This is a genomic window from Chryseobacterium vrystaatense (genome assembly GCF_000737765.1).
In the GTDB taxonomy this organism is placed as follows: Bacteria; Bacteroidota; Bacteroidia; order Flavobacteriales; family Weeksellaceae; genus Chryseobacterium; species Chryseobacterium vrystaatense.
Genome location: NZ_JPRI01000001.1, coordinates 314,786 through 338,554, shown reverse-complemented (window position 1 = coordinate 338,554; position 23,769 = coordinate 314,786). Strand labels below are relative to the sequence as shown.

17 protein-coding genes are annotated in these 23,769 nt (G+C 36.8%); 7 read left to right on the top strand and 10 right to left on the bottom strand.

Going from position 1 to position 23,769, the window contains the following annotated elements:
* Window positions 1-8: 8 nt before the first annotated feature.
* The 10 genes from IW16_RS01550 to IW16_RS01505 form a co-directional block, all read right to left on the bottom strand.
* Complete coding sequence (locus IW16_RS01550; protein ID WP_131327822.1) at window positions 9-986, bottom strand: hypothetical protein; 978 nt, start codon at window positions 984-986, stop codon at window positions 9-11.
* 260 nt (window positions 987-1,246) lie between these two features.
* A complete protein-coding gene (locus IW16_RS01545) occupies window positions 1,247-2,503 on the bottom strand; it encodes an ABC transporter ATP-binding protein (protein ID WP_034740460.1) in 1,257 nt (418 codons plus the stop codon).
* Between the two features lie 16 nt (window positions 2,504-2,519).
* A complete protein-coding gene (locus IW16_RS01540) occupies window positions 2,520-3,368 on the bottom strand; it encodes an ABC transporter permease (protein ID WP_034738993.1) in 849 nt (282 codons plus the stop codon).
* Between the two features lie 258 nt (window positions 3,369-3,626).
* Entirely contained in the window at window positions 3,627-4,727 is a 1,101-nt protein-coding gene (locus tag IW16_RS01535) for a DegT/DnrJ/EryC1/StrS family aminotransferase (protein ID WP_034738991.1), read from the bottom strand.
* On the bottom strand, window positions 4,720-5,499 hold the full coding sequence (locus IW16_RS01530) for an acyltransferase (protein ID WP_034740458.1): 780 nt from the start codon (window positions 5,497-5,499) through the stop codon (window positions 4,720-4,722). The genes IW16_RS01535 and IW16_RS01530 overlap by 8 nt, the downstream gene beginning before the upstream one ends.
* Window positions 5,500-5,530: 31 nt before the next feature.
* Window positions 5,531-5,944 carry a sugar 3,4-ketoisomerase gene (locus IW16_RS01525; protein WP_034738988.1) on the bottom strand — a complete coding sequence of 138 codons (414 nt, stop codon included), beginning with the start codon at window positions 5,942-5,944 and terminating at the stop codon, window positions 5,531-5,533.
* A 192-nt stretch (window positions 5,945-6,136) separates the two neighbouring features.
* Entirely contained in the window at window positions 6,137-7,000 is an 864-nt protein-coding gene (gene rfbA, locus IW16_RS01520; RefSeq protein ID WP_034738985.1) for a glucose-1-phosphate thymidylyltransferase RfbA, read from the bottom strand.
* A gap of 3 nt (window positions 7,001-7,003) precedes the next feature.
* Window positions 7,004-7,471, bottom strand: coding sequence for a hypothetical protein (locus IW16_RS01515; RefSeq protein WP_223878113.1), 468 nt, complete (start codon window positions 7,469-7,471; stop codon window positions 7,004-7,006).
* Window positions 7,464-8,543: a dTDP-glucose 4,6-dehydratase gene (gene rfbB, locus IW16_RS01510; protein ID WP_034738983.1), complete on the bottom strand. Its 1,080-nt coding sequence runs from the start codon at window positions 8,541-8,543 to the stop codon at window positions 7,464-7,466. The genes IW16_RS01515 and rfbB overlap by 8 nt, the downstream gene beginning before the upstream one ends.
* Window positions 8,544-9,860, bottom strand: coding sequence for a UDP-glucose dehydrogenase family protein (locus IW16_RS01505; RefSeq protein ID WP_034738982.1), 1,317 nt, complete (start codon window positions 9,858-9,860; stop codon window positions 8,544-8,546).
* Between the two features lie 217 nt (window positions 9,861-10,077).
* Here IW16_RS01505 and rimP point away from each other — a divergent pair, with 217 nt between their 5' ends.
* The 7 genes from rimP (at window position 10,078) to bshC (ending at window position 23,751) form a co-directional block, all read left to right on the top strand.
* Window positions 10,078-10,545, top strand: a complete 468-nt coding sequence (gene rimP, locus IW16_RS01500; RefSeq protein WP_034738979.1) for a ribosome assembly cofactor RimP — start codon at window positions 10,078-10,080, stop codon at window positions 10,543-10,545.
* A gap of 15 nt (window positions 10,546-10,560) precedes the next feature.
* Window positions 10,561-11,796, top strand: coding sequence for a transcription termination factor NusA (gene nusA / locus IW16_RS01495; protein ID WP_034738976.1), 1,236 nt, complete (start codon window positions 10,561-10,563; stop codon window positions 11,794-11,796).
* A gap of 80 nt (window positions 11,797-11,876) precedes the next feature.
* Window positions 11,877-14,846, top strand: a complete 2,970-nt coding sequence (infB, locus tag IW16_RS01490) for a translation initiation factor IF-2 (protein ID WP_034738974.1) — start codon at window positions 11,877-11,879, stop codon at window positions 14,844-14,846.
* 675 nt (window positions 14,847-15,521) lie between these two features.
* Complete coding sequence (locus IW16_RS01485; RefSeq protein WP_051889833.1) at window positions 15,522-18,533, top strand: SusC/RagA family TonB-linked outer membrane protein; 3,012 nt, start codon at window positions 15,522-15,524, stop codon at window positions 18,531-18,533.
* Window positions 18,534-18,544: 11 nt separating this feature from the next.
* Window positions 18,545-20,098, top strand: coding sequence for a RagB/SusD family nutrient uptake outer membrane protein (locus tag IW16_RS01480; RefSeq protein WP_034738972.1), 1,554 nt, complete (start codon window positions 18,545-18,547; stop codon window positions 20,096-20,098).
* Between the two features lie 112 nt (window positions 20,099-20,210).
* The gene (locus IW16_RS01475) at window positions 20,211-22,151 is read left to right on the top strand and encodes a putative porin (RefSeq protein WP_034738970.1); all 1,941 of its coding nucleotides are present in this window, start codon (window positions 20,211-20,213) and stop codon (window positions 22,149-22,151) included.
* A gap of 13 nt (window positions 22,152-22,164) precedes the next feature.
* Window positions 22,165-23,751 carry a bacillithiol biosynthesis cysteine-adding enzyme BshC gene (bshC, locus tag IW16_RS01470; protein WP_034738968.1) on the top strand — a complete coding sequence of 529 codons (1,587 nt, stop codon included), beginning with the start codon at window positions 22,165-22,167 and terminating at the stop codon, window positions 23,749-23,751.
* The last annotated feature ends 18 nt before the right edge of the window (window positions 23,752-23,769 follow it).

Here is a 23,769-nt window from a genome sequence, read left to right as displayed (position 1 = left end):
CTCAATATTTAATCTAACTGTTCTTTTGCACCTTCAATACCCAGCAGGCTCTGTACTTTTTTTCCTTCTTCATTCATCGAATAAATAAGCTCCCGAATCTCTCCTTTTACCAAATAGATCTCTGAAGGGACGATGTTTGAATTATCAATATGTTCGGGAATGGCAAGGTCCAGTGTATATCCATCCACAAATTTTTCATTAAGAAAATCAGGCTGGATATGCAAGGTCGGATTGAGGCTGTCTACAGATACCCTGTTCAGTTTGGTAGCCACTAATTTTGATGTGATCGGGCTCATCCCGGTACGGAACAGCTTGCGGTATCGGATGTAGGAGTAACCATTATGTTCCAATGTGACCGGATTGTGATAAACCATTGGTTTCATATGCTTAAGGAGCGCTTCAGAATGGTAGATTGTACCATCTACTGCAAAAGGATAAGACCAGTGATGGAAATTAGTGTCTGCATAATAGTCCCATTGATAGTAATTGTTTTTTTTCTCAACATAATCGGGCTGCCCCTCAAGATTTTCTCCTACATATAGGCGGTAGGAGGTGTTTTCAGGATTGCTTCTTATGATATTTAATATTTCATCCGGAATCTCTACATCTTCGAAGAAAATGCTGTCGTCGGTATTAAACATTACAAACTCACACCCGCTGGTTCTGATGATTTTCTGCAAAGCACCTTTAAAATTGTCTCCATTTTTCTTAAACAGATTTCTTTCTTTAAAAAACTCCCAGTCTCTTTTTGTATTGAGAGCGTGTCTGTAAGAAAGATCAAAAAGGACATGTTTCCTTTCAACAAAAGAGATGTTCTTATATCCGGAATATTTTTTTTTCAAAAGGTCATACCCCTGTTTATGGGCTCCGGTGGTATGGTATAGAATAACAACCTTTGAATCTGTTTTAAAACGTTTTAAGAAAGATTGCAGCAAATAGTCCAGCTGCATTACCCGATTGAAAGAAAATATTACGTTAAGTATCATAAGTTGTGGGAATTTAATAGGTGTAGTACTTTGGTTATATTCTTATCTGTCATGACTTAAAGGATTATTTTAATATATATCCTATAATTTTTTCAAAGTTCAATTTTTAATAAGTTTAAGTATCCGGTAACGCGACTTACATACTTAGAACATATTATTAAAAGGCTTAAAATTTTATGATCATTGATTTGTGTTAAACACAGGCTTTAAGAAATTATTTATGTAAAGCCTGTGCCATAAAAGCAAGGTTTAGTCTTGTGTTATAATTTATCTATGGAATGTGTAATTTTCGGAAAAAGGATTCCCGGCGACTTTACAATCTCTCCAAATTCATTCTGTGTTCCATGCACTTCAAAACCAAATAATTCTGTTCTGAATGCGATATCTGTTCTGTTTACTCCCCAGAAAAAATCAAAATAATAAGAATCCTCATTAATAGTATAAGGTGGTATTTCAAAACTTACCGTATAATCCCTTTTTTCTGTATCCTTATTCTGGCTGATCATTAAGCCGGTACTCATTATTGTAAGATCATGGCTGTTTTTAAGAAAAAATGACAGGTCGATATCCACACCCTCCATCTTCGAAGTGAACCCTACAGTGATCCTAATACCGGATTTTGTAGTAATCATATCTCCGTTTATAGGCAAAGCTTTATAAGACTTGATGAAAATATTTTTATTCTCCAGAACGACAGGATCTTCCAGATAGTTGTAAGACAGTTTGGTGTCGCTGTTTTTCTGATAATCGATGATACATTTATTCACATCACCCTGAGAGATTAGGCTGCCTTTGTCAAGCAGCAATGCGGTGTTGCATAGTTCTTTGATTGCCGTAATGTTGTGGCTTACAAAAAGAACAGTTCGGCCTTCTCCTTTTGTTACACTACCCATTTTTCCCAGACACTTCTTTTGAAACTCTGCATCTCCTACAGCAAGCACTTCATCAACGATCAGAATTTCGGATTCCAGGTGGGCTGCTACAGCAAATGCAAGGCGCACATACATTCCTGAAGAATATCTTTTCACCGGAGTATCAATATATCTTTCTACACCCGAAAAGTCTACTATTTCGTCAAATTTTCTTGTGATTTCTTTTCTGGTCATTCCCAGGATTGCACCATTAAGGTATACGTTTTCGCGCCCCGTCATTTCAGGGTGGAAACCTGTTCCTACTTCCAGCAGCGATGCAATTCTTCCTTTGGTATAAATTCTCCCTGTAGTAGGTTTGGTCACTTTACTTAACAGTTTTAGCAACGTAGATTTTCCTGCCCCGTTTCTTCCTATAATTCCTACAGCATCTCCCTGTGTGATTTCGAAATCGATATTCTTTAGTGACCAGACATATTCCGAGTCTCCCTTCTTTGATCTGTCATTGGCTTCACCAATTTTAAGATAAGGATCTTCTTTCCCTCTTACTTTATGCCAGAACCTGTTGAGGTCATGAGAAAGCGTTCCTGTTCCCACTTGTCCTAAACGGTATTGTTTTGATATGTTTTCTGCTTTTAGAGCTAGCATTTTTTTTAAGTTTAAATTATACAGTATCCATGAATGTCTTTTCAACTTTATTGAAAATGACAAGTCCTATAGCGAAAAGAATAAGGATAATAGCGGTACTTATTCCCAGCATAAGAGGAGAGAAATCTCCAGCTCCCAGCCAGCCATATTTGAAACATTCAAAAATTCCCGTCAGAGGATTATAATAAGCCAGCTTTTTGAACGGTCCGGACAGGGAAGAGGTTGGGTAAATCACCGGTGTTGCGTACATATATAAACTTACACCAAAGCCTAGCAGCATTCCAAGGTCTTTATATTTTGTCGTAAGCGAAGAAAAAATCATTCCTGCACCTAAAGCAAAAATTACCATTAATACAATTAAAAAGGGAGTTGCCAATACCCAGATATTAGGATGGATTTCACCCTTAGACAAATAGTATGCCCAGACGATTATAAATAATAATATCTGAACCCCCAGTCGCATTAAATTTGAGATAACAATGGAAATGGGAGTGACGAGTCTCGGAAAATATACTTTTCCGAATATATTTGCATTTCCGACAAATGTATTGGATGTTCCGGTGAGCGATCCCGAAAAATAATTCCAGAGGGTGACTCCAGCTAGATAAAAAAGTATTGGCGGAGCACCGTCGGTGGGTAGGTTGGCGATTTTACCAAAAACAATCAGATATACAATTGTTGTTAAAATGGGATTGATAAAAAACCATACCGGTCCTAAAATAGTTTGTTTGAAACTTGAAATAAAGTCTCTTTTGACAAACATATATATAAGATCCTTGTATCTCCATACCTCTTTAAGCCTTAGATCGAAGAGAGAATGGTCGGCATCAATCGTTTCTGTCCACTTCTGTTGTGGTTCATTCATTTGTGTAAGTTTATGCAAATTTAAAATATTTTAATCTTATTCAAATTTTCTTGATAGTGAATAATTATTCATGTATGGCTTAAAACAGTTACTAATATATTACTATTTGTTATTATGAACAAAAAACTACTGGCTATAAAGCCAATAGTCATTAAAATTTATAATAATAATATTTATTTATTGATGCCATTTTTAGAATATTTACCACAACTTTTTTCATTGATGTGAAAATGTATATCAGGTATGATTGATATCAAACTAAAACTCGTTGACTGCTTTAATGATAGTCTGAATTTCTTCTTCCTCCAAAACAGAAGAAATAGGAAGGCTCAGTACTTCGTTATGCATTTTTTCAGTAATAGGAAATGAAAGACCGTTATATTCCTTATAAGCCTCCTGCTTGTGTGGTGGAGTAGGATAGTGAATAATGGTATGGATTCCTTTTTCCGTTAAATAAGTTTGAAGTTGATCTCTGTTTTGGGTTCTGATTACAAAGACATGCCATACATGTTCGTTTTCATCCGCCGGATTTTCAGGAAGGGTAATCTTGGGATTATTGATCTCTGCGATAAATCTCTTAGCGATTTCTCTTCGTGTTCCGTTTTCATGACCAATATATTTTAGTTTCACATCTAAAACACCAGCCTGAATTTCATCTAACCTTGAATTCAGTCCTTTATAGATGTTAACATATTTCTGATTGGAACCATAATTGGCGATCGCACGGATAGCTTCAAACAAATCCTTATCGTTGGTTGTTACTGCTCCTGCATCCCCTAAAGCTCCAAGATTTTTGCCGGGATAAAAACTGAACCCTGCAGCATCACCAAGGTTTCCGGACTTGATACCGTTCCATTCTGCTCCAATAGCCTGTGCGTTATCTTCCACGATTTTTAAATCATGCTTTTGGGCAATATTTTTAAGCTCTTCAGAGAAAACAATTCTTCCCTGAAGGTGAACAATCATGATCGCTTTTGTTTTCGGACTTATTTTTTCTTCAATTTTTGCGATGTCGATATTATAGGTATTGGCATCCGGTTCTACAAACACAGGCACCAGACCATTGTCAGATAAAGCAAGAACTGAAGCGATGTATGTATTGGCTGGGACAATAACTTCATCGCCGGGTTTCATAATGCCAAGTTCAATATAGGCACGGAAGATCAAACGAAGTGCATCAAGACCGTTGGCTACTCCTAACGCATATGGCGAACCGATATAAGCGGCTAAATTGGCTTCGAAATTTTTAAGCTCACTACCCAATAAATACCATCCGCTTCGGAAAACCTCCAGAAGTTTGTTTTCTATTTCTTCCTGATATTGAAGGTTTATTTTTTTTAAATCTAAAAAGTTAATCATTTTCGTAACCGTTTTTTAATTTCCAATTTTCGAAACCTTCATCCTCCCAAGGCATATTTCTTGAAAAGCTATAAGGCCATGGATAATGAGATTTATCTGCATTTCTCGATTTAAGCTCACGTACATCCTTGATTTTTTTTGCAGGATTTCCAATGATCAGAGAGTAATCGTCATATTTTCCTCCTACCAGAGACTGAGCACCCACCAGACAGTGTTTACCGATTTCTGCAGCAGGCAGAAGAACTGTTCCTACAGCAATTTGTGAAAAATCGCCCACAGTAGGACCAATACACGTATCCGAAGGTGGAGTAGGATCATTCGTAAAGACCGCATAAGGGTAGATAAATACAAAATTTCCTATTTTAGATTGCTGTCCTATATGTACATTACTGTGCAGCCAGCAGTTGTTTCCAAATTCTACATATCCCTGAATATCCGAAACTGTTCCAATTCTGCAGTTGTTTCCGAATTTTGAGTGTTCTCTTATAGTAACTCGATGTCCTGTTGAAAAATTATTTCCAAAAAAAGAACCAGCGTAAATGATGCTGTGGCTTCTGATAAAAGCACCTTCCTTTAAAACTGTTTCGGGATTTTCATACCCCTCAGTAAAATAGTAGTCATTGACAGGTTCACCGATCACACAGTCGTTGGAGATAATAGAATTGTCACCGATTACTACATTGTCATATATAACAGTGTTATCACCAATCCTTACATTTTTACCTATTGTAGCCTTTTCACTAATATATACATTCCTATTATTGAACTTCATATATTTTTTGTTATTATGATTTTTGAATTTTTTACCTTTCTTCTGCAGCCTTTTTAAACTCCTCAAAATCTCTGAAGTAATCTTCCTCCTCGTATAATTCCGAAGCAAGACACAGCAGTACCGCGTTGTGCGAAAACTGAATATCCCTCCACACCAGTTTTGGAATGTACAGCCCCTTCGTAGGATGATCTAATGTGAAAGTTTCTTTATGCCCATTCTTATCTTCCGTATTAAAGACAATAGTCCCGGATACAGCAAATATGATCTGCTGCAACTCTTTATGGGCATGTCCGCCTCTTGTCACATCGTGGGGAGTGTAATAAGTCCAATAGACACGCTGTATCTCAAAAGGAACATTTTTCTGCGTTTCAGCAATAGTAATATAGCCAAGTTGTGATGATCCTATTTTGTCGAATGTGATGATTTGTGGTTTATTGTATTCCATTAATGTTTCTAAATAATTCTTACAGTCTTCAAAGTTAATTATAAAATTACTATCGGAAAGAAGCGTGTTATTATTATATACAGGTGCCTAAAAATTTATATTAAAATTCAGATGATAAGGTGGCGGAAGATTTTATATTAAAAAACTATCGGCTATAAAGCCAATAGTCATTGAAATTATGGGATAATATTATTATTTTTTCACCAGTTGCTTCAGGTATTCACCGTAGCCGCTTTTGCCATATTTTTCAGCAGTTTCGAGAAGTTTTTCTTCGTTAATGAATTTATTTCTGAAGGCTATTTCTTCAATACATCCAATTTTGAAGCCCTGCCTTTTTTCAATAACGCTCACGAATTCAGAAGCGTCATTCAGGGAATCGAAAGTTCCCGTATCAAGCCATGCAGTACCACGGTCCAGAACGCCTACTTCAAGTTTTCCTTTGCTTAAATAAACATTGTTGACATCAGTAATTTCAAGTTCTCCTCTCGCAGAAGGCTGAATATTTTTGGCGATATCAACGACTTCATTGTCATAGAAATACAGTCCCGGAACAGCGTAATTTGATTTTGGATGTAAAGGTTTTTCCTCAATAGAAACAGCCTTGAAATCGTCATCAAATTCTACGACACCATATCTTTCAGGGTCGGAAACATGATAAGCAAAAACGACACCTCCATCAGGATTAGTCTTGTTTTTTAGTAATGTACCCATTTCAGAGCCATAGAAGATATTGTCTCCCAGTACCAGTGCGACAGGATCATTTCCAATAAATGTATCTCCTAAGATAAAGGCTTGTGCCAGCCCGTCAGGGCTTGGCTGTACCACATACTCTATATTGCAGCCGATCTGAGATCCGTCGCCTAAAAGCTTAATGAATCCCGGTTGATCATGTGGTGTGGTGATGATCAGGATGTCCTTAATCCCTGCCAAAAGCAGCGTTGAAAGAGGATAGTAGATCATCGGTTTGTCATAAACAGGCATCAGCTGCTTGCTTACTGCGATTGTAAGAGGGTAAAGTCTTGTTCCGGATCCTCCGGCTAATATGATTCCTTTCATCAGTTATTTTTTTATGTTTTCTATTGCGTAGTCTATTTGATTTTTGATATTCAGATCAATAGTTGAATTCATTAAAAGAATAGAGTCGTTTTTCGACAGTTGGCCTCCTATGCTCTTATGAAATTTGATCAGCTGTTTTAAGTTTGCATCCGAAATAAAAGAGAGCGAGCTGTATAATGAAACCTTAAATGCGTCAAAATCAAAATTCTCAATGATCTTTATGGCCTGTTCTTCAGTAAGCAGTTCCTTTGGAGGATCTACACTGTAATCAAACATTTTAAGCTCAATATAGTCTTTGGCATAATTAATCAGCGCTTCCCGGTAATGCGAAACTTTTATAAATTCGTCGATGAGACTTTTTTGAGCTAAATTGGCCATAGCAGGAGGTGGAGGGAGTGTCTGAGCTCCTGCCAGAGAAGAAAGCGTAATCGAAAGAAATAGAAGAACCTGCTTCATAAGACCCTTAGTCATATTGTTTTTCGTAATACTTCTGATAATCGCCGCTGGTTACATTCTCAAGCCATTCTTTATTTTCAAGATACCAGTCGATGGTTTTTCCTAAACCTTCCTCGAAAGTTACGGATGGTTTCCAACCCAAAGCTTTATTGAGTTTATCAGCATCGATAGCGTAACGTTTGTCATGCCCAGGTCTGTCTTTTACAAAGGTGATCAGTTTTTCAGAATAGCCTTCCGGTTTACCCAGTTTCTCATCCATCTGCCTGATCAGTTCTTTTACAAGATCGATATTCTGCCATTCGTTAAAACCTCCAATGTTATAGGTTTCTCCGGTTTTTGCTTCGTTAAATATCTGATGGATTGCTTTGGCATGGTCGATCACGTATAGCCAGTCTCTTGTATATTTTCCGTCGCCGTAAATTGGCAATGGTCTTTCATTAATGATATTTGAAATACAAAGTGGAATTAATTTTTCAGGGAAATGATTCGGCCCGTAGTTGTTTGAGCAGTTGGATACGATGAACGGCATTCCGTAGGTATTTCCATATGCTCTTACCAAGTGATCAGAAGCTGCTTTTGAAGCTGAATACGGAGATTGTGGATCATAAGCCGTTGTTTCCAGGAAAAATCCGGTTTCACCAAGGCTTCCATACACTTCATCTGTCGAAACATGATAGAACAGATTATTCCTTTTTTCATCAGGAAATCTTCCGTGGGTATGATCAGGATTCATTGTCCAGAATTCTTTACATAAATTAAGAAGATTGGCTGTACCGTTTACATTGGTATTGATGAATGCCATAGGATCTGTGATGCTTCTGTCTACGTGACTTTCTGCTGCCAGATGAACTATTGCGTCAGGATTGTATTTTTCGAATACTTTTCTTAATTCTTCAGGTTTTGTAATGTCCGCTTTTTCGAAAACATAATTAGGCTCATTTTCGATATCTTTCAAATTTTCCAGATTTCCTGCGTAAGTGAGGGCGTCAAGATTAATGATCGTAGTATCCGGATTGTTTTTCACGAATTCTCTAACGACATGAGAGCCTATGAATCCAGCTCCTCCGGTAATAATTATATTTTTCATCTATTTATTTTCTATGGTCTTTCTTCCTATACTTTTATAATGGAATCCGTTTTGTTCGGGGATCTCCAGTGGATACATGTTTCTTCCGTCGAAAATGACTTTGTTTTTCATCTTTTTGGCCATCAGTTCAAAGTTAGGGTTTTTAAATTCAGGCCATTCAGTGGCAATGAACAAAGCGTCCGCATCTTCAAGAGCATCATACATTCCTTTTGCGTAATGTATTTTGTCGCCAAGAAGTTTCTGTACATTACGTTCTGCTACCGCATCATATGCAGCAATTTCTGCACCTTTTTCTAATAAAAGAGCAATGTTATCCAGCGATGAAGCTTCTCGGATATCATCTGTGTTTGCTTTAAAAGCAAGACCCCACATGGCAATTTTCTTCCCTTTGATATTCCCCCCAAAGTACTTCTCTATTTCTGAAACAAGAATTACTTTTTGAGTTGTGTTTACTTTTTCTGTAGCCTCAAGAATCTGAAAATTGAAATCTTCCTGTATTCCGGATTTGATAAGCGCTTTTACGTCTTTCGGGAAACAGCTTCCTCCATATCCTATCCCGGGAAATAAAAATCGGTGGCCGATCCTGTCGTCACTACCCATTCCCAGTCTTACTTTGTCTACATCTGCACCTACTTTTTCACAGTAATTGGCGATCTCATTCATGAACGTAATTTTTACGGCAAGGAAAGAGTTGGCGGCATATTTTGTAAGTTCTGAGGATTTTTCATCCATAAAGATGATAGGAATTCCTGTGTTGGTAAATGGCTGATAAATTTGAGCCATAATATTTTTTGCTTTTTCAGAGCTTGCACCGACTACGACTCTTGAAGGGTTCATGGAGTCTTCTACAGCAAAGCCTTCTCTTAAGAATTCAGGATTGGAAACGACGTCGAACGGAAGGTTCGTTCTCGAAGCAATTACCTCTCTTACTTTATCCGCAGTACCTACGGGAACGGTACTTTTGTTGACGATCACTTTGTATTCCGTCATCATTTCTCCAATATTGTTGGCAACCTGAATGACATATGAAAGATCTGCAGAGCCATCTTCACCCGGAGGTGTTGGTAATGCCAGATAAATGACTTCACTTTTATCTAAAGCTTCTTTAAGATTGGTGGTGAAAAATAATCTTTCCGACTGAATGTTTCTTAAAAACATTTCTTCAAGGTTCGGCTCATAAATGGGAACAATGCCGTTTTTCATACCTTCTACTTTCTTTTCATCAATGTCAACACAGTATACTGAATTGCCAAGTTCTGCCAGGGTAGTACCTGTAACCAGCCCTACATAACCCGTTCCTACAATTGTTATATTCAAAATGTCTGTTTTTAAATTTTAAGACAAAAATAATAAAAATACTTTCACCTGCTTCTTTAATTTACTTTAATGAAAATTTCAGGGTATTTACTTGATAATTAAGAGGATTTTGCTTTTTTAGAAAAAATACGTATATTTGCAGTGGATTTACAGGAAAAAATGGGAAGGCTTCGGAAGAAAGCCTTTTTTCGTACTGGTAAATCAAGATATTTAATGTATGGAGTTTAGAAAAAGAATTGAAGAATTATTAAACGAATTCCTTGGTACCAGAGAGGATTTGTTTCTTGTTGACCTAAAGTTTTCTGCAGGAGATGATATTACTGTGATCTTGGATGGTGATAATGGGGTGACTCTTCAGGACTGCCTTGATGCAAGCCGTGCGATAGAGTTTAATATGGACCGTGAAGAGCATGATTTTAGCCTTCAGGTGATGTCTGCAGGACTGAGCGAGCCACTTTCGGCTCCCAGACAGTTCAAGAAAAATTTTGGAAGAGAGATTGAAGTATTGCTGAATGATTCTACCAAAATTGAAGGTGAACTGGCCAAAGTAGATGATGAGAAGATCACACTTATTTTACGCTACCGAAAACCGAAAGATATCGGAAAAGGGAAAGTGGATGTGGAGGAGGAAAAGGAAATTCCTTACTCTGAGATAAAAAAGGCGTTAGTAGTAATTAAATTTTAAAAGAAAAAAGAATAGATGGATAATATAGCGTTGATTGAATCCTTTGGTGATTTTAAAGACGAAAAAGGGATCAGTAAGATTGATCTTATGGCAATTATTGAAGATTCACTGAAAACACTTTTGAGAAAAAGATTTGATTCAGATGATCATTTTGATGTAATTGTGAACCCTGATAAAGGAGATTTTCAGATATTTTTAAATAAAACGATTGTAGAAGACGAAATGTCTGAAGATGATGATCTGGAAATAGAACTTTCTGAAGCTAAGAAAATTGACCCTACTTTTGAAGTGGGTGAAGATTTTACAATGGAGATTCCTGTTGCCCAATTGGGAAGAAGAAATATCCTTACCTTAAAGCAAATCCTGGCTACAAAACTTCAGGAGCATAACAATGCAATGCTTTATGAGCAGTTCAGAGACAAGATCGGGGAAATTGTTATTGGAGAGATTCACCACATCCGTCACAAACATGTGATTTTGTTGGATGATGAAGGAAATGAATTCATTTTGCCAAAAGAAAATCAGATCCCGTCTGACTTCTTTAAAAAGGGCGAAAATATCAGAGCTATTGTTGAAACAGTAGATTTTAAAGGTTCAAAACCACAAATTATTATTTCCAGAACTGCACCTAAATTCTTAGAGAAGTTATTAGAGCTGGAAATTCCTGAGATTCAGGATGGAACGATTATGCTTAAAAAAGTAGTGAGAATTCCTGGAGAAAAGGCGAAGATTGCAGTAGATGCTTACGATGACAGAATTGATCCTGTTGGTGCCTGTGTGGGTGTGAAGGGATCCAGAATTCACGGAGTTGTAAGAGAGTTGAGAAATGAAAACATCGATGTTATTCAGTGGTCTAAAAACGCTGAAATTTTGGTAAAGAGAGCTTTAGGAAATGTTACCATCAACAAAATTGACATCAACGAGGATTCAAACTATGCTTTAGTTTATACACCAGTTGAAGAGATTTCTAAAGTAATCGGAAAACAAGGTCAGAATATCAGACTGGCTTCTTGGTTAACAGGATATGAAATTGATGTGTATAGAGAAGCTAGCGAGGATGACGATGTTGATTTGAGAGAATTTAACGACGATATCGAGCAGTGGATTTTGGATGAATTTAAGAAAGTAGGTCTTACTACTGCGAAATCAGTATTGGATAAGGATACAGAGAGTCTTTTAAATATGGTGGATCTTGAAGAGGAAACTATCGAAGACGTAAAACGTATTCTAAAAGAAGAATTTGAAGATTAAGATTTTTTTATAAATTTTAATAAACAGTAAAAAGGAAATACTTTAATTTTAAGAATTAAAAAAAATAGTAAATAATATAGATGCCAAAAATAAGATTAAATAAAGCGGTTAAGGAATTCAATATTTCGATGTCCAGATTAGTAGAGTTTTTACAGTCAAGGGATTTCGAAGTTGAAAACAATCCTAACGCTCAATTAGAAGAAGCGGCATATTCTGCATTGGAGGCTGAGTTTGCCAAAGACGGTGAACAACGAAAGGCTTCCCATGAGGTGGTGATCACGAAAGTTCCGGAAGAAAAACTGGAAATTGAGGAAAAGAAAACCCCTGAAGTAATAAGAGCTAAAGCAAATAAACCAGAAACTAAAATTTTAGGTAAAATAGATCTTGAATCTAAAGCTCCTGAAGTGGAAGAAGTGCCTGTTGTACCAGCGCCTGCGCCAGTACCTGTGGCGGCACCACCGGTTGAAGAAAAGAAAGAAGAAGTGGTGGCTGAACCGGAAGTTAAAGCTGCTCCTGAAAAGCAGGAATTTAAGGTTCTGGATAAAATCGATCTGTCCCAAATAGAATCTAGAAATAGACCTGTAAAAAAAGATAAACCCAAAATGGAGGAGAAAAAAGAAGAGGAAAAACCGGCAGAACCTGTGAAAGAAACTCCAAAGCAGCCAGAGCCCGCTGCTGAAAAGAAGGCAGAGCCTCAAAAACCAGCTGAACCTGAATCTCAGGAACCTCAGAAAATAGAAACTGTTTATCAGAAACTTGACGGTCCAAAGATCGTAGGTGAAAAAATAGACTTAACGCAATTTGCACCAAAACCTGGTTCAGGCGCTAAAAAGAAAAGAAAGAGAATTGAAAAGCCGGGAGGTCCAAACCAACAGGGCCAAGGGAATAATCAAAACTCTGGAAATAATAACAATAACCAAGGTGGTCAGAACCGCCCGCAAGGTCAGGGAGGTCCGGGAGGTAACCGTCCACCAGGACAGGGAGGTCCGGGAGGTAACCGTCCGCCAGGACAGGGAGGCCCAGGAGGTAACCGTTTTGGAAACAACCAAGGAAATCGTCCACCAGGTCAGGGAGGCGGATTCAAAAAAGGTCCGGGAGGAGCAAACAACAACAGACCAGGGCAAAGAACAATGCCTGTTGAGCTTACCGATGAACAGGTTAAAAACCAGATCAAGGAAACTCTTGAAAAACTTACTAACAAAGGAGGTAAGTCTAAATCTGCTAAGCACAGAAAAGACAAGAGAACTTACCGTAGAGAACAGGATGAACGCCAGCAGGAGATTGATGCTCAGGACAGAACATTAAAAGTAACTGAATTCATCACAGTAGGTGAATTGGCAAGTTTAATGAACGTTTCTCCTACAGAAGTTATTTCTGCTTGTTTCTCCCTTGGAGTAATGGTAACAATGAACCAAAGACTGGAAGCCGATACCTTATTATTGGTTGCAGATGAATTTGGTTTTAAAATTGAATTCTCAGATGCTGATTTGGAAGAAGTCGAGTCTGAAGAAGATATGGATACTGAGGAAGATCTTTCTTCCAGAGCACCAATTGTAACAGTAATGGGTCACGTTGACCACGGTAAGACGTCCCTGCTTGACTACATCAGAAAGACAAATGTTATTGCTGGTGAATCAGGAGGTATTACGCAGCACATTGGAGCATATAACGTAAAATTAGAAAACGGACAGAGAATTACATTCTTAGATACACCGGGTCACGAAGCGTTTACCGCGATGAGAGCCAGAGGTGCTCAGATCACCGATATTGCAATTATTGTGATTGCAGCGGATGATGATGTAATGCCGCAAACGAGAGAAGCAATTTCTCACGCGCAGGCTGCAGGAGTGCCAATGATCATTGCATTAAACAAAGTGGACAGACCAAGTGCTAATCCTGATAATATCCGTCAACAGCTTTCTGGGATGAATATCCTTGTAGAGGAATGGGGTGGAAACGTTCAGGCGCAGGAAATTTCTGCGAAGTTTGGTAATAATATGGATGTTCTATTGGAGAAAGTATTACTTCAGGCAGAAATGCTTGATCTTAAAGCGAATCCGGATAGAGCAGCTCAGGGTGTTGTTATTGAGGCTTCACTTGATAAAGGAAGAGGATATGTTGCTACAATGTTAGTACAGACAGGAACATTAAAGGTTGGAGATTATGTAGTTGCCGGTAAAAACCACGGTAAGGTAAAAGCAATGCTTGATGAAAGAGGTAGAAACCTTAAAGAAGCTGGTCCTTCAATTCCTGTTACGATCTTAGGTTTAGATGGAGCACCAACAGCTGGTGATAAGTTTAAAGTATATGCAGATGAAGGAGAGGCTAAAACTATTGCTAATAAGAGAGAGCAGCTACAAAGAGAACTTTCGATAAGAACTAAAAAGCATACTACGCTGGAAGAACTTGGAAGAAGAATTGCTTTAGGAGAGTTCAAGGAATTGAATATTATCCTTAAAGGTGACGTGGACGGTTCTGTAGAAGCATTATCTGATCAGTTACAAAGATTGTCTACAGCAGAGATCAATGTAAATATCCTGCATAAAGGAGTTGGACAGATCACTGAATCTGACGTTAACTTAGCAACTGCTTCGGATGCTATTATCATCGGATTTAATGTAAGAGCCGGTGCTAATGCTAAAGAACTGGCAGATAGAGAGGAAATCGAGATCAGAACATATTCAGTAATTTATGCTGCTATTGATGAGGTTAAAGAAGCCATGGAAGGTATGCTTTCTCCTGAGATCAAAGAACAGGTAATGGGTAACGTTGAGATCAGAGAGGTATTTAAAATCTCTAAAGTTGGAACAATTGCAGGATGTATGGTTCTTTCAGGAAAAGTAACGAGAAGCTCGAAAGTGAGAGTACTTAGAGACGGTATTGTTAAATTTGACGGAGAACTTGAAAGCTTGAAACGTTTCAAAGATGATGTAAGAGAAGTAACCAAAGGTTACGAATGTGGATTGAACCTGAAAGGTTACAACGATATTGAGATCGGAGATATTCTTGAAGTTTACGAACAGGTAGCTGTTAAAAAGAAATTGAAATAGTAGTTTTTTAACTATTTAAATAATGAAAACCACTTTGTAAAAAGTGGTTTTTTTTTGTTGTATTTATTTATGTGTTTTTTACTTTTCCAGCTTAATATTTTTCATATCTGTAATTTTTAACATTTGATGTATGTAAATTTTAACCCATATACCAAAATAACATAGTGAATTCTTAATTTCTTTGAGTTAAGATGATGAATGTAAATAAGAGAAAGAAATAAGTGATGATGAATATCTTAAAATTAAAGTGATTGAAATATGAGGCATTACAAATAATGAATGAAGAGAAAGAGGTCAAATTGTTGAGTTTTAGCCCTTCAGTGCACCTATACGAGTAGTTATTATAAGAAAGTGTACAATGAAAATAATAGTTATAAATACATGAAAATCACTTTTTTACATAATATTTTTCTTTATATAATTTTTTTTCTTTAATTTATAATGGTTCTAAATAATTTTTCATGTATTGGCGATAATTTGTTAAAAAAAATAACAAGGGTGAAAAAAAAATATTTTCTGCAAATAAAGCTGTATATAATTGTTTAATCTGTATTATATCACGGAATAGTTAAAAACAATATACAAAAGAAAGCAGATGCTTACATAAGTGTAATATTTGTGAGTGTTAATATTTATTAACATATTTGCGAATTAAATATATTAAAATTTGTTAATATGAATGTTAAACTACGTGTATTAAGTGCAGGAGTTTTGTTCTTTATAGGAGCCCAAACTTTGTCCGCACAAAAAAATGGTAAAGACACAATTCCTACAACAAAAGAAATTGATGAGGTAGTAATTGTGGGATATAGTGCCGTTCCTAAAGATACTTATGTTGGGACTGCTTCCAAAGTAGATGTGAAATCTATTAACGCGAAAAGCGTTTCTACTGTTTCACAAGCTCTAGCTGGAGAAGTAGCGGGTGTTAAAGTAATTAATACTTCCGGACAGCCAGGTACGGAAGGTACAATCAGAATTAGAGGTTTTGGTTCTGTAAATGGTAACAGAAGCCCACTATATGTTGTAGATGGGATGCCATACTTAGGAAATGTTTCAGCGATCAACCCTGATGACATCGAATCAATGGTAGTATTGAAAGATGCTACTGCGACATCAATTTATGGTGCGAGAGGAGCGAATGGTGTAATCGTTATTAACACTAAAAAAGGTAAGGCTAATAAGAGCGTAGTGCAGATTGAATCTAAAGTTGGATTTAATATGTCATTACTTCCAAGATATGAAGTAATCAAATCTCCTGAAGAATATATTGGTTTAAGCTGGGAAGCTTTATATAACCAAGGTAAATTCAATGGTAATGCTAACCCTACTGCATATGCTAATGCAAGATTATTCAGTAGTGCGGGTATTAACAACAAATACAATATGTGGGGGCTTACTGCCGCTAACTTAATTGATCCTAATACTAAACAAGTAAGACCAGGTGTTGGACGTAGATATGACCCTGAAAACTGGGAAGATTATGCATTCCAGACTTCAGTAAGAACTGAAAATAACTTTACAATAAGTGGAGGTTCTGATAAAACAACATACTATACCAATATCGGTTACCTGAAAGATGAAGGATATTCTATCAATTCAGGATATGAAAGATATACAGGAAGATTAAATGTATCTCATCAGGCTAAACCTTGGTTGAAAGGAGAATTTAACTTAGGGTATACTTATGCTAAGACAAAAAGAAATGGACAGTCAGCGGATTCTGGAAGTATTTTCTGGTTTGTAGACAACATCCCTTCAATCTATCCGTTGTTCCTTAGAAATGCACAGGGAGGTATGGTTCCTGATCCATATTTTGGAGGTAATCAATATGATTACGGACAAGGAAGAGGATTTGGTGCTCTTACGAATGCAATTGCTGATGCTACCTACGATCAGAATAACAGATACAAGCACGAAATTAATGCGAACTCATTCTGGAAGGCTGATATTACTAAAGGATTAAGCTTTGAAACCAGAATTGGTGGACAGTATTATAACCAAAGCGAGGATCAGCTTAATAACCAATATTATGGTTCGCAGGCATCTTCAAATGGTTATGTATACAAAGAGAAGAAGGAATTGATGGTGTATAACTGGATGCAGATGTTGAGATACGTTAGAAAGTTTGGAGACCATGGTATTCATGCATTTGCTGCTCATGAAAGTAACACTTGGGAATTAAGTACATTTAACGCAGGAAGAGCGAATCTTATTCAAATGATCCCGGAACTTAATCAGGGTATCGGAGCGATTCAGGCAAGCTCATACAAAGAGGGATATACCCTTGAAAGTTACTTTGGACAAGTTGATTACAACTATAAATCAAAGTATTTCCTTACAGGTACGGTAAGAAGAGATGGTTCATCAAGATTCTTAAATAATAAATGGGGAACTTTTGGATCAGTGGGTGCTTCTTGGTTAGCATCTAAAGAAAATTTCCTTGCTGATAATAAAGTCATTAGCTTCTTAAAAGTTAAAGCAAGTTATGGTTCTGTTGGTGATCAGGCAGGAGTAGGTTTCTATCCTGGTTATACTGTATCAGTTGCAGATAACTTCTATGACACTGCAGGAGCACCATTGTTAGGTAGAGGTTACCCTGCTTTAGGTTGGGAGAGAACAACAACTGCACAGGGAGGTTTAGAATTAGCATTCTTTAAAAAGAAAATCATTGAGTTGAATGTTGATTACTATCAAAAGAGAACGACTGATCTGATATTTAACGCAAGTACTGCTCCTTCTACAGGTAATACATTTGATAAACTAAATGGTGGAGTATTGGTGAACAGAGGTCTTGAATTTGATCTTAAGGCGCACATCATTAACAAAGATGACTTCTTCATTGATTTTGGTATTAACGGACAGTTGATGAAAAACAAACTGACAGCAATGCCAATTGATATTGCTACCGGAAGAGATAAAATCGTAGATATTTCTGGTGGATACGGAAGAGCGGTTGGACATTCAGTGTACGATTATTATATGAGAGACTGGGCGGGTGTTAATTCTGCAACAGGTGCTGCTCAATGGACTGTAAACTGGGTAGATGGTAACGGAAACGGTGTAATGGATGCTGGTGAGAACATCACAAGTTTAACTGATTATATGGCGAACAATCCGGGAGCTAATATATTAGAAGGAAAAACAGAAAACTATGCTCTTGCAACGCAAAAGTTTGTAGGTAAATCTGCTATTCCTGATATCAGTGGAGGATTTAACCTAAGTGTAGGTTACAAAGCATTTGAATTGAGTGCTCAGTTCCTGTACAGTATGGGAGGTTATGGATATGATTCTACATACGCAGGGTTGATGCATAACAGACAGGTAGGAGGAAATAACTGGAGTACTGATATCCTTAACAGATGGCAGAACCCTGGTGATATTACAGATGTACCAAGACTTACTTCAAACAGAGCTGGTGATACTCAATATAACTCTGTTTCAAGCAGATTCTTAACTAAATCAGACTATTTAGCGCTTAATAATGTGAGACTTGCTTATAATTTGTCACAGGATTATATTAAGAGCATTGGTATTACAGGACTTACTTTATATGTAAGTGGAGATAATTTATGGATCGGTAGTAAGAGAAAGGGGTATAATCCTTCGGTTTCTGAAACAGGTGGTACAAGCCAGTATACTTATAACCCTCTATCTACAATTACTTTTGGTGCAAAGATTAACTTTTAAAATTTAGAAAAATGAAGAAAATATTATATAGTCTATTAGCTATTTCAACTTTAAGCTTAGTGTCATGTAAAGATGACTTTTTAGAGAGCAGTCCGACGGAAACTCTTTCTACGGCGACTGTAGAGCAAAAGGTTAAAGGACTTTACACATTGATGATCCGTATGAATACGGGGAATAATGAGATTAACTATACTGGTGCTAGTCCTGACCATACGGATTTTGGACAGAAAGGCTGGGATATTTATACAGATATGATGTCTGGTGATATGGCTTTGGAAGGTTTGAATTACGGATGGTATTCAACGATAGCAAGTACAGATGGTCAGGTGAATCCAACCAATAATGACAGCAGACAAGTATGGAGATCTTATTACAGAATGATCAATGCTGCCAATGAAATTATTGATATTTTAGGAGGAACCAATGCAGTGCCTACAACAGCTGAAACAAAGCAGCAGATGGCACAGGCTAAGGCGATTAGAGCATACGCTTATTTCAACCTTTTGCAGATGTATACGCCTAAATATAATGCAACAGCAGAGTCAATTCCTCTTTATACAAGTTTTAATCCACAGGCAGGACCAAAGGCTACTCAGGAAAAAGTATATGCTCAAATAGTAGATGATCTTACCAAGTCTATTGATTATTTTAATGGATTTACAAGAGAATTTAAAGGACAGATAGATCAGGGTGTAGCTAAAGGAATATTAGCATATGTTTATGCTGCTATGGGGAAAAATGCAGAATCTGCTGTTTTGGCTAAGTCTGTAATTAGTGATTATGGTTATCCACTTACGACTAGAACTGAAACTTATTATGATGTAGCTACCAGTGGTGGTGGTGGATTTAATGATGTCAATACAAAGAGCTGGATGTGGGGGTATGATATTGTTATCCTTAACGGTTTAGATCTTGTAAGCTGGTGGGGTATGATAGATATTTTCACTTACGGATATGCTAGTGTTGGTGATGCTAAAGGAATCGATGCAAATTTATATGACTCTATCGGTAAGGATGCTGCTGGTAATCCTATATTGGATTCTCAAGGTAATCCAATAGTAGATGTTAGGAAACTTCAGTTCAGTAATACAGACAATGGTGATTATAGTGATTATATTCCTATGAACAAATTCTTTAACGCAAAAAGAATAGAGCAGGGACAGAGACAGATCAGTGATGACTATTTATTTATGAGAGTTGATGAGTTTTATTTGCTTGCAGCAGAAACTCTTGCAAAAAGTGGACAGGAAGCGGAAGCTAAGACAATCCTTAAACAATTGTTGGATGTGAAAATGTATGGATTTAATGCTGCTGGTACAGAAGAGAAGGTAACTGGTTATATAAACGCATTATCTGGTGTAGCTCTTCAGAAAGAAATCTATAAGCAGACAAGACTTGAGTTATGGGGTGAAGGAAAAGCTTACATGGCCATGAAGAGAAACCAAGGAACAATGGTTAGAGGTGCTAACCACAAATTCTTAGTAGGTGTTCCAATTCAATATGATGACAATCGTATGTATTTTAAAATACCACAATCAGAAGTGGATAACAATCCAAACTTCTAATAAATATTTAAGAGACTGTCCAAAAGACAGTCTCTTTTTTTATTAAACTAAAAAGCAGTCCCAAAAAATAGGACCGCTTTTTTTTATTAAATTTGCGGTACAAAAATCTATAATGAAGTACATCCTTTTTATAATCATCTTCTTCGGTTTTGTCTCGAAGGCTCAAGTCGTGAATAAAACAGATATAAAGAGTCCACAGAAAGAAGAAGACACCCTTGTCATAGACACGGGAAGAAAAGATTCCCTTAAAATCTTTAAACCTACCATTAATGATTATCTGTATCAGACCCAGTTTTCTGAAAAGAAAATCTTTGATACCGTAATGACTTTTGAAAAAACACATATCTTTTCACAATATAATAATACCGATAACTTTGGTAGAGCTCAGGTAGCCAATATCGGAGCAGGATTCAATCCTCTCGTTTATGAAGTGAATCCGGAACAGAATCTGTCTTTATTGCCTTCCAATAAATCATACATGATCATGGGGGCTGATGAAATAAAATATTATGATGTAAAAACACCTACTGCCACTTTCGTTTACCATACTGCTATGAAAAACGGGGCTGCACTGAAATCTACCTATACACAGAATATCGGGAAAAGATTCAATTTTGCCATCGAGTATATGGGGCTTCGGTCTCAGGGATTTTACAGAAATTCATTAGCATCGAATAACAATACGCTCTTCTCAGGACATTATGTGTCTAAAAGTGGAAACTATGAGCTGTTTGCCCACTACCTTCATCAGAATGTAAACAATCAGGAAAGTGGAGGAATCCTTGAAGATGATCTTTTCCAGAGCGGTGACAGTAACTATAAAAACAGACAGAATGCTCAGGTTAATCTGGCTTCATCAAGTTCACAATACTCTTACAGAAGATATTACCTTACCCATCAGTTCACACCATTTAATTCAGAAAAGTTTCCCTTCAGCATCAGACATACGCTGTCTCATCAGGGAAATAAATATTTTTACAATCAAAGTAGTGTAGAACCTTATTGGTATGATGATGCCGCTACAGAACTGATGAACGGTTTTCCACTTACCACCAAAAAATATTCAGATAATTTCAGCAATACCGTAAGCCTTGTTTTCAATAATGAGAAATTCAAACTTGATGGGGGCGTACGATATCAGATGCTGAAATTTGGAGTTAGAGATCTTGCTACGGTAAATGGGGTAGCCCTTCCCGGTGAATTTAAAGAAAACAGAATCGGAGCTGTAGGAAATTTACAGATTAAACTTTGGGACAAATTCCAGTTGAAATCATTTTTAGAATTTTCAAATGGAAGCCAGTTTGGAAGTTATCTTAGAACAGCCAACAACATCAAGTTCGAGCCAATAAAAGATTACTTTGTCAACGCAAAAGTAAATTTCCAGAGTGCCTATCCTTCATTTAACTACCTTTTAAATACTTCGGTTTACAATAAATATAATTACTACCTCGAAAATGCCAAAAACCAGACAGTAACGGAAATCGGAGGAAGTGTTAATCTGAAATGGTTTAAAACAGAGATTTTTGCCAACTATTTCAGAATCGATAATTACACGTATTTCAATTCAGACGGAGCACCACAACAAAGCAGCAGCTCGCTGAACATTTCTCAGATCGGTGGAGACGCTACATTCAGTTTTGGAAAATTCCATCTGAATACAAGACTTCATTTCCAGAATGCATTGACAAATAAAGAACTTCTTCCAATGCCAAGTTTCATCGGAAGAGCCAATTTCTTCTTCCAGAGTAAAGCCTTTAAAGATGCAGCTGAACTTCAAATGGGGGTTAAGATCTATTACTTCTCAAAATTTGCGTCGAGAGAGTATTTTCCAATTCTCAACGAATATATTATGCCTAGGGCAGATTCATTTTCTATCGGAGGACAGCCTGTCGCGGATCTTTATATTAATATGAAGGTTAAAAAAATGTTCTTCTATGTAGAAGGGCAGCAAATAGGAACTTTTATCTCTACTAATAAAGCATATGCATTTCCACATTATCCGGTTTATGATTTTAGACTAAACATCGGAATTGTGTGGTATTTGTTCAACTAAAAGCCAAACGAAGTTGAAAACAATAAATAAGATATCATTTAACGATATAGAAAGCATTCCTCAATTGGTAAAGGATTTTCTGAACCAAAAAATTGAAGGATTTGAAAACAGCACCTTTTCTTTAGACCACTTTAAAGACCAGATTAACCTTAAACAAAATTCTTTTACCTTAGGTCAGAGGCAGATTTTATCGGATGTATTGCAAGAACAGCTTTCTGCTCTTACCCTCTCGTCAAAGCAGAAGGAAAATCTTGGAAACCTTAAACAACCCAATACATTTACCATAACGACAGGACATCAGCTTAATTTATTTTCAGGTCCGGTTTTCTTTGTCTATAAAATATTACAGACCATTAAAACATGTGCTTACCTGAAGGAAAATTTTCCTGATTTTAATTTTGTTCCCATATATTGGATGGCCTCGGAAGATCATGATTTTGCAGAGATCAATCATTTTAAGACGGAAAACAATTATTATGAGATCAATGAAAAGTCTGGCGGGCCGGTAGGCAGGATCACGATCAGTGATACTTTTTTCATCTCTGAATTTGAAAAGGAATTTAAAGATTCCGTATTTGGAACAGAGTTGATCCTGATGATGAAAGAAGCTTATAAAGTTGGAAATACACTTACGGAGGCTATTAAGACCTTAGTAAACAGACTTTTTTCTGAATTTGGCCTGCTTATCATGGATGGTGATTCCAAAGAACTTAAAGAACAGATCAAAGATATTTTCAAGGATGAACTGATGCATTTCAGTTTACAGAAAAATTCAAAAGAAAAAGTAGATTTTCTCACTGAAAAATACGGAAAAGTACAGGTTAATCCACGAGAAATCAATCTTTTTTATCTTTCTGAAACCAGAGACAGGATCGATTTTGACGGAGAAAAATATAATATTGTAGATACAGATAAAAGATTTAGCAGGGAAGAAATACTTCACGAACTGGAACATAATCCGGAAAGATTTAGTCCTAATGCATTAATGCGTCCCGTGTACCAGGAAAAGGTACTTCCCAATCTGGCCTATATCGGAGGAAATGCTGAGATCATGTACTGGCTGGAACTTAAAGATTATTTCGCAGCAGTTAATATTCCTTTTCCGGTTTTGATTCCAAGGAACTCCATGCTTTTTATCAAAGAAAAAACGGTTGGAAAAATTGAGAAACTTGATTTGAATATTGAAGACTTCTTCGGAAGTTTTACAGCAATTACCAATCAGAAAATTCTAAAAAACAACAGTATATTATCACTGCTTGAGGAAAAAGAAATACTTTTGGAAAAAGGATTCTCCGAATTGAGATCCATAGCAGAAACCACAGAACGTTCTTTCGGGGATATGGTGACAGCAGAAGAAGTAAGGCAGCTGAAATCATTTAAAAGAATGAAAAAGCGTCTGCTTCATGCAGAAAAGATAAAACAGAGTGAGCTGTTGGAAAGATTGGAAAAATTGTTTTTAGATGTTCACCCTTCCAAAACATGGCAGGAAAGAGTGTATAACTTCAGTGTTTTCTTTTCAGATTATGGCTATTCATGGCTTGAAAATTGTTGGGAAGAAATGGTGGTTCAAGAATCCAAATTAATAATTGTTGCCATTTAATTTTAAAGAAGTATTTTT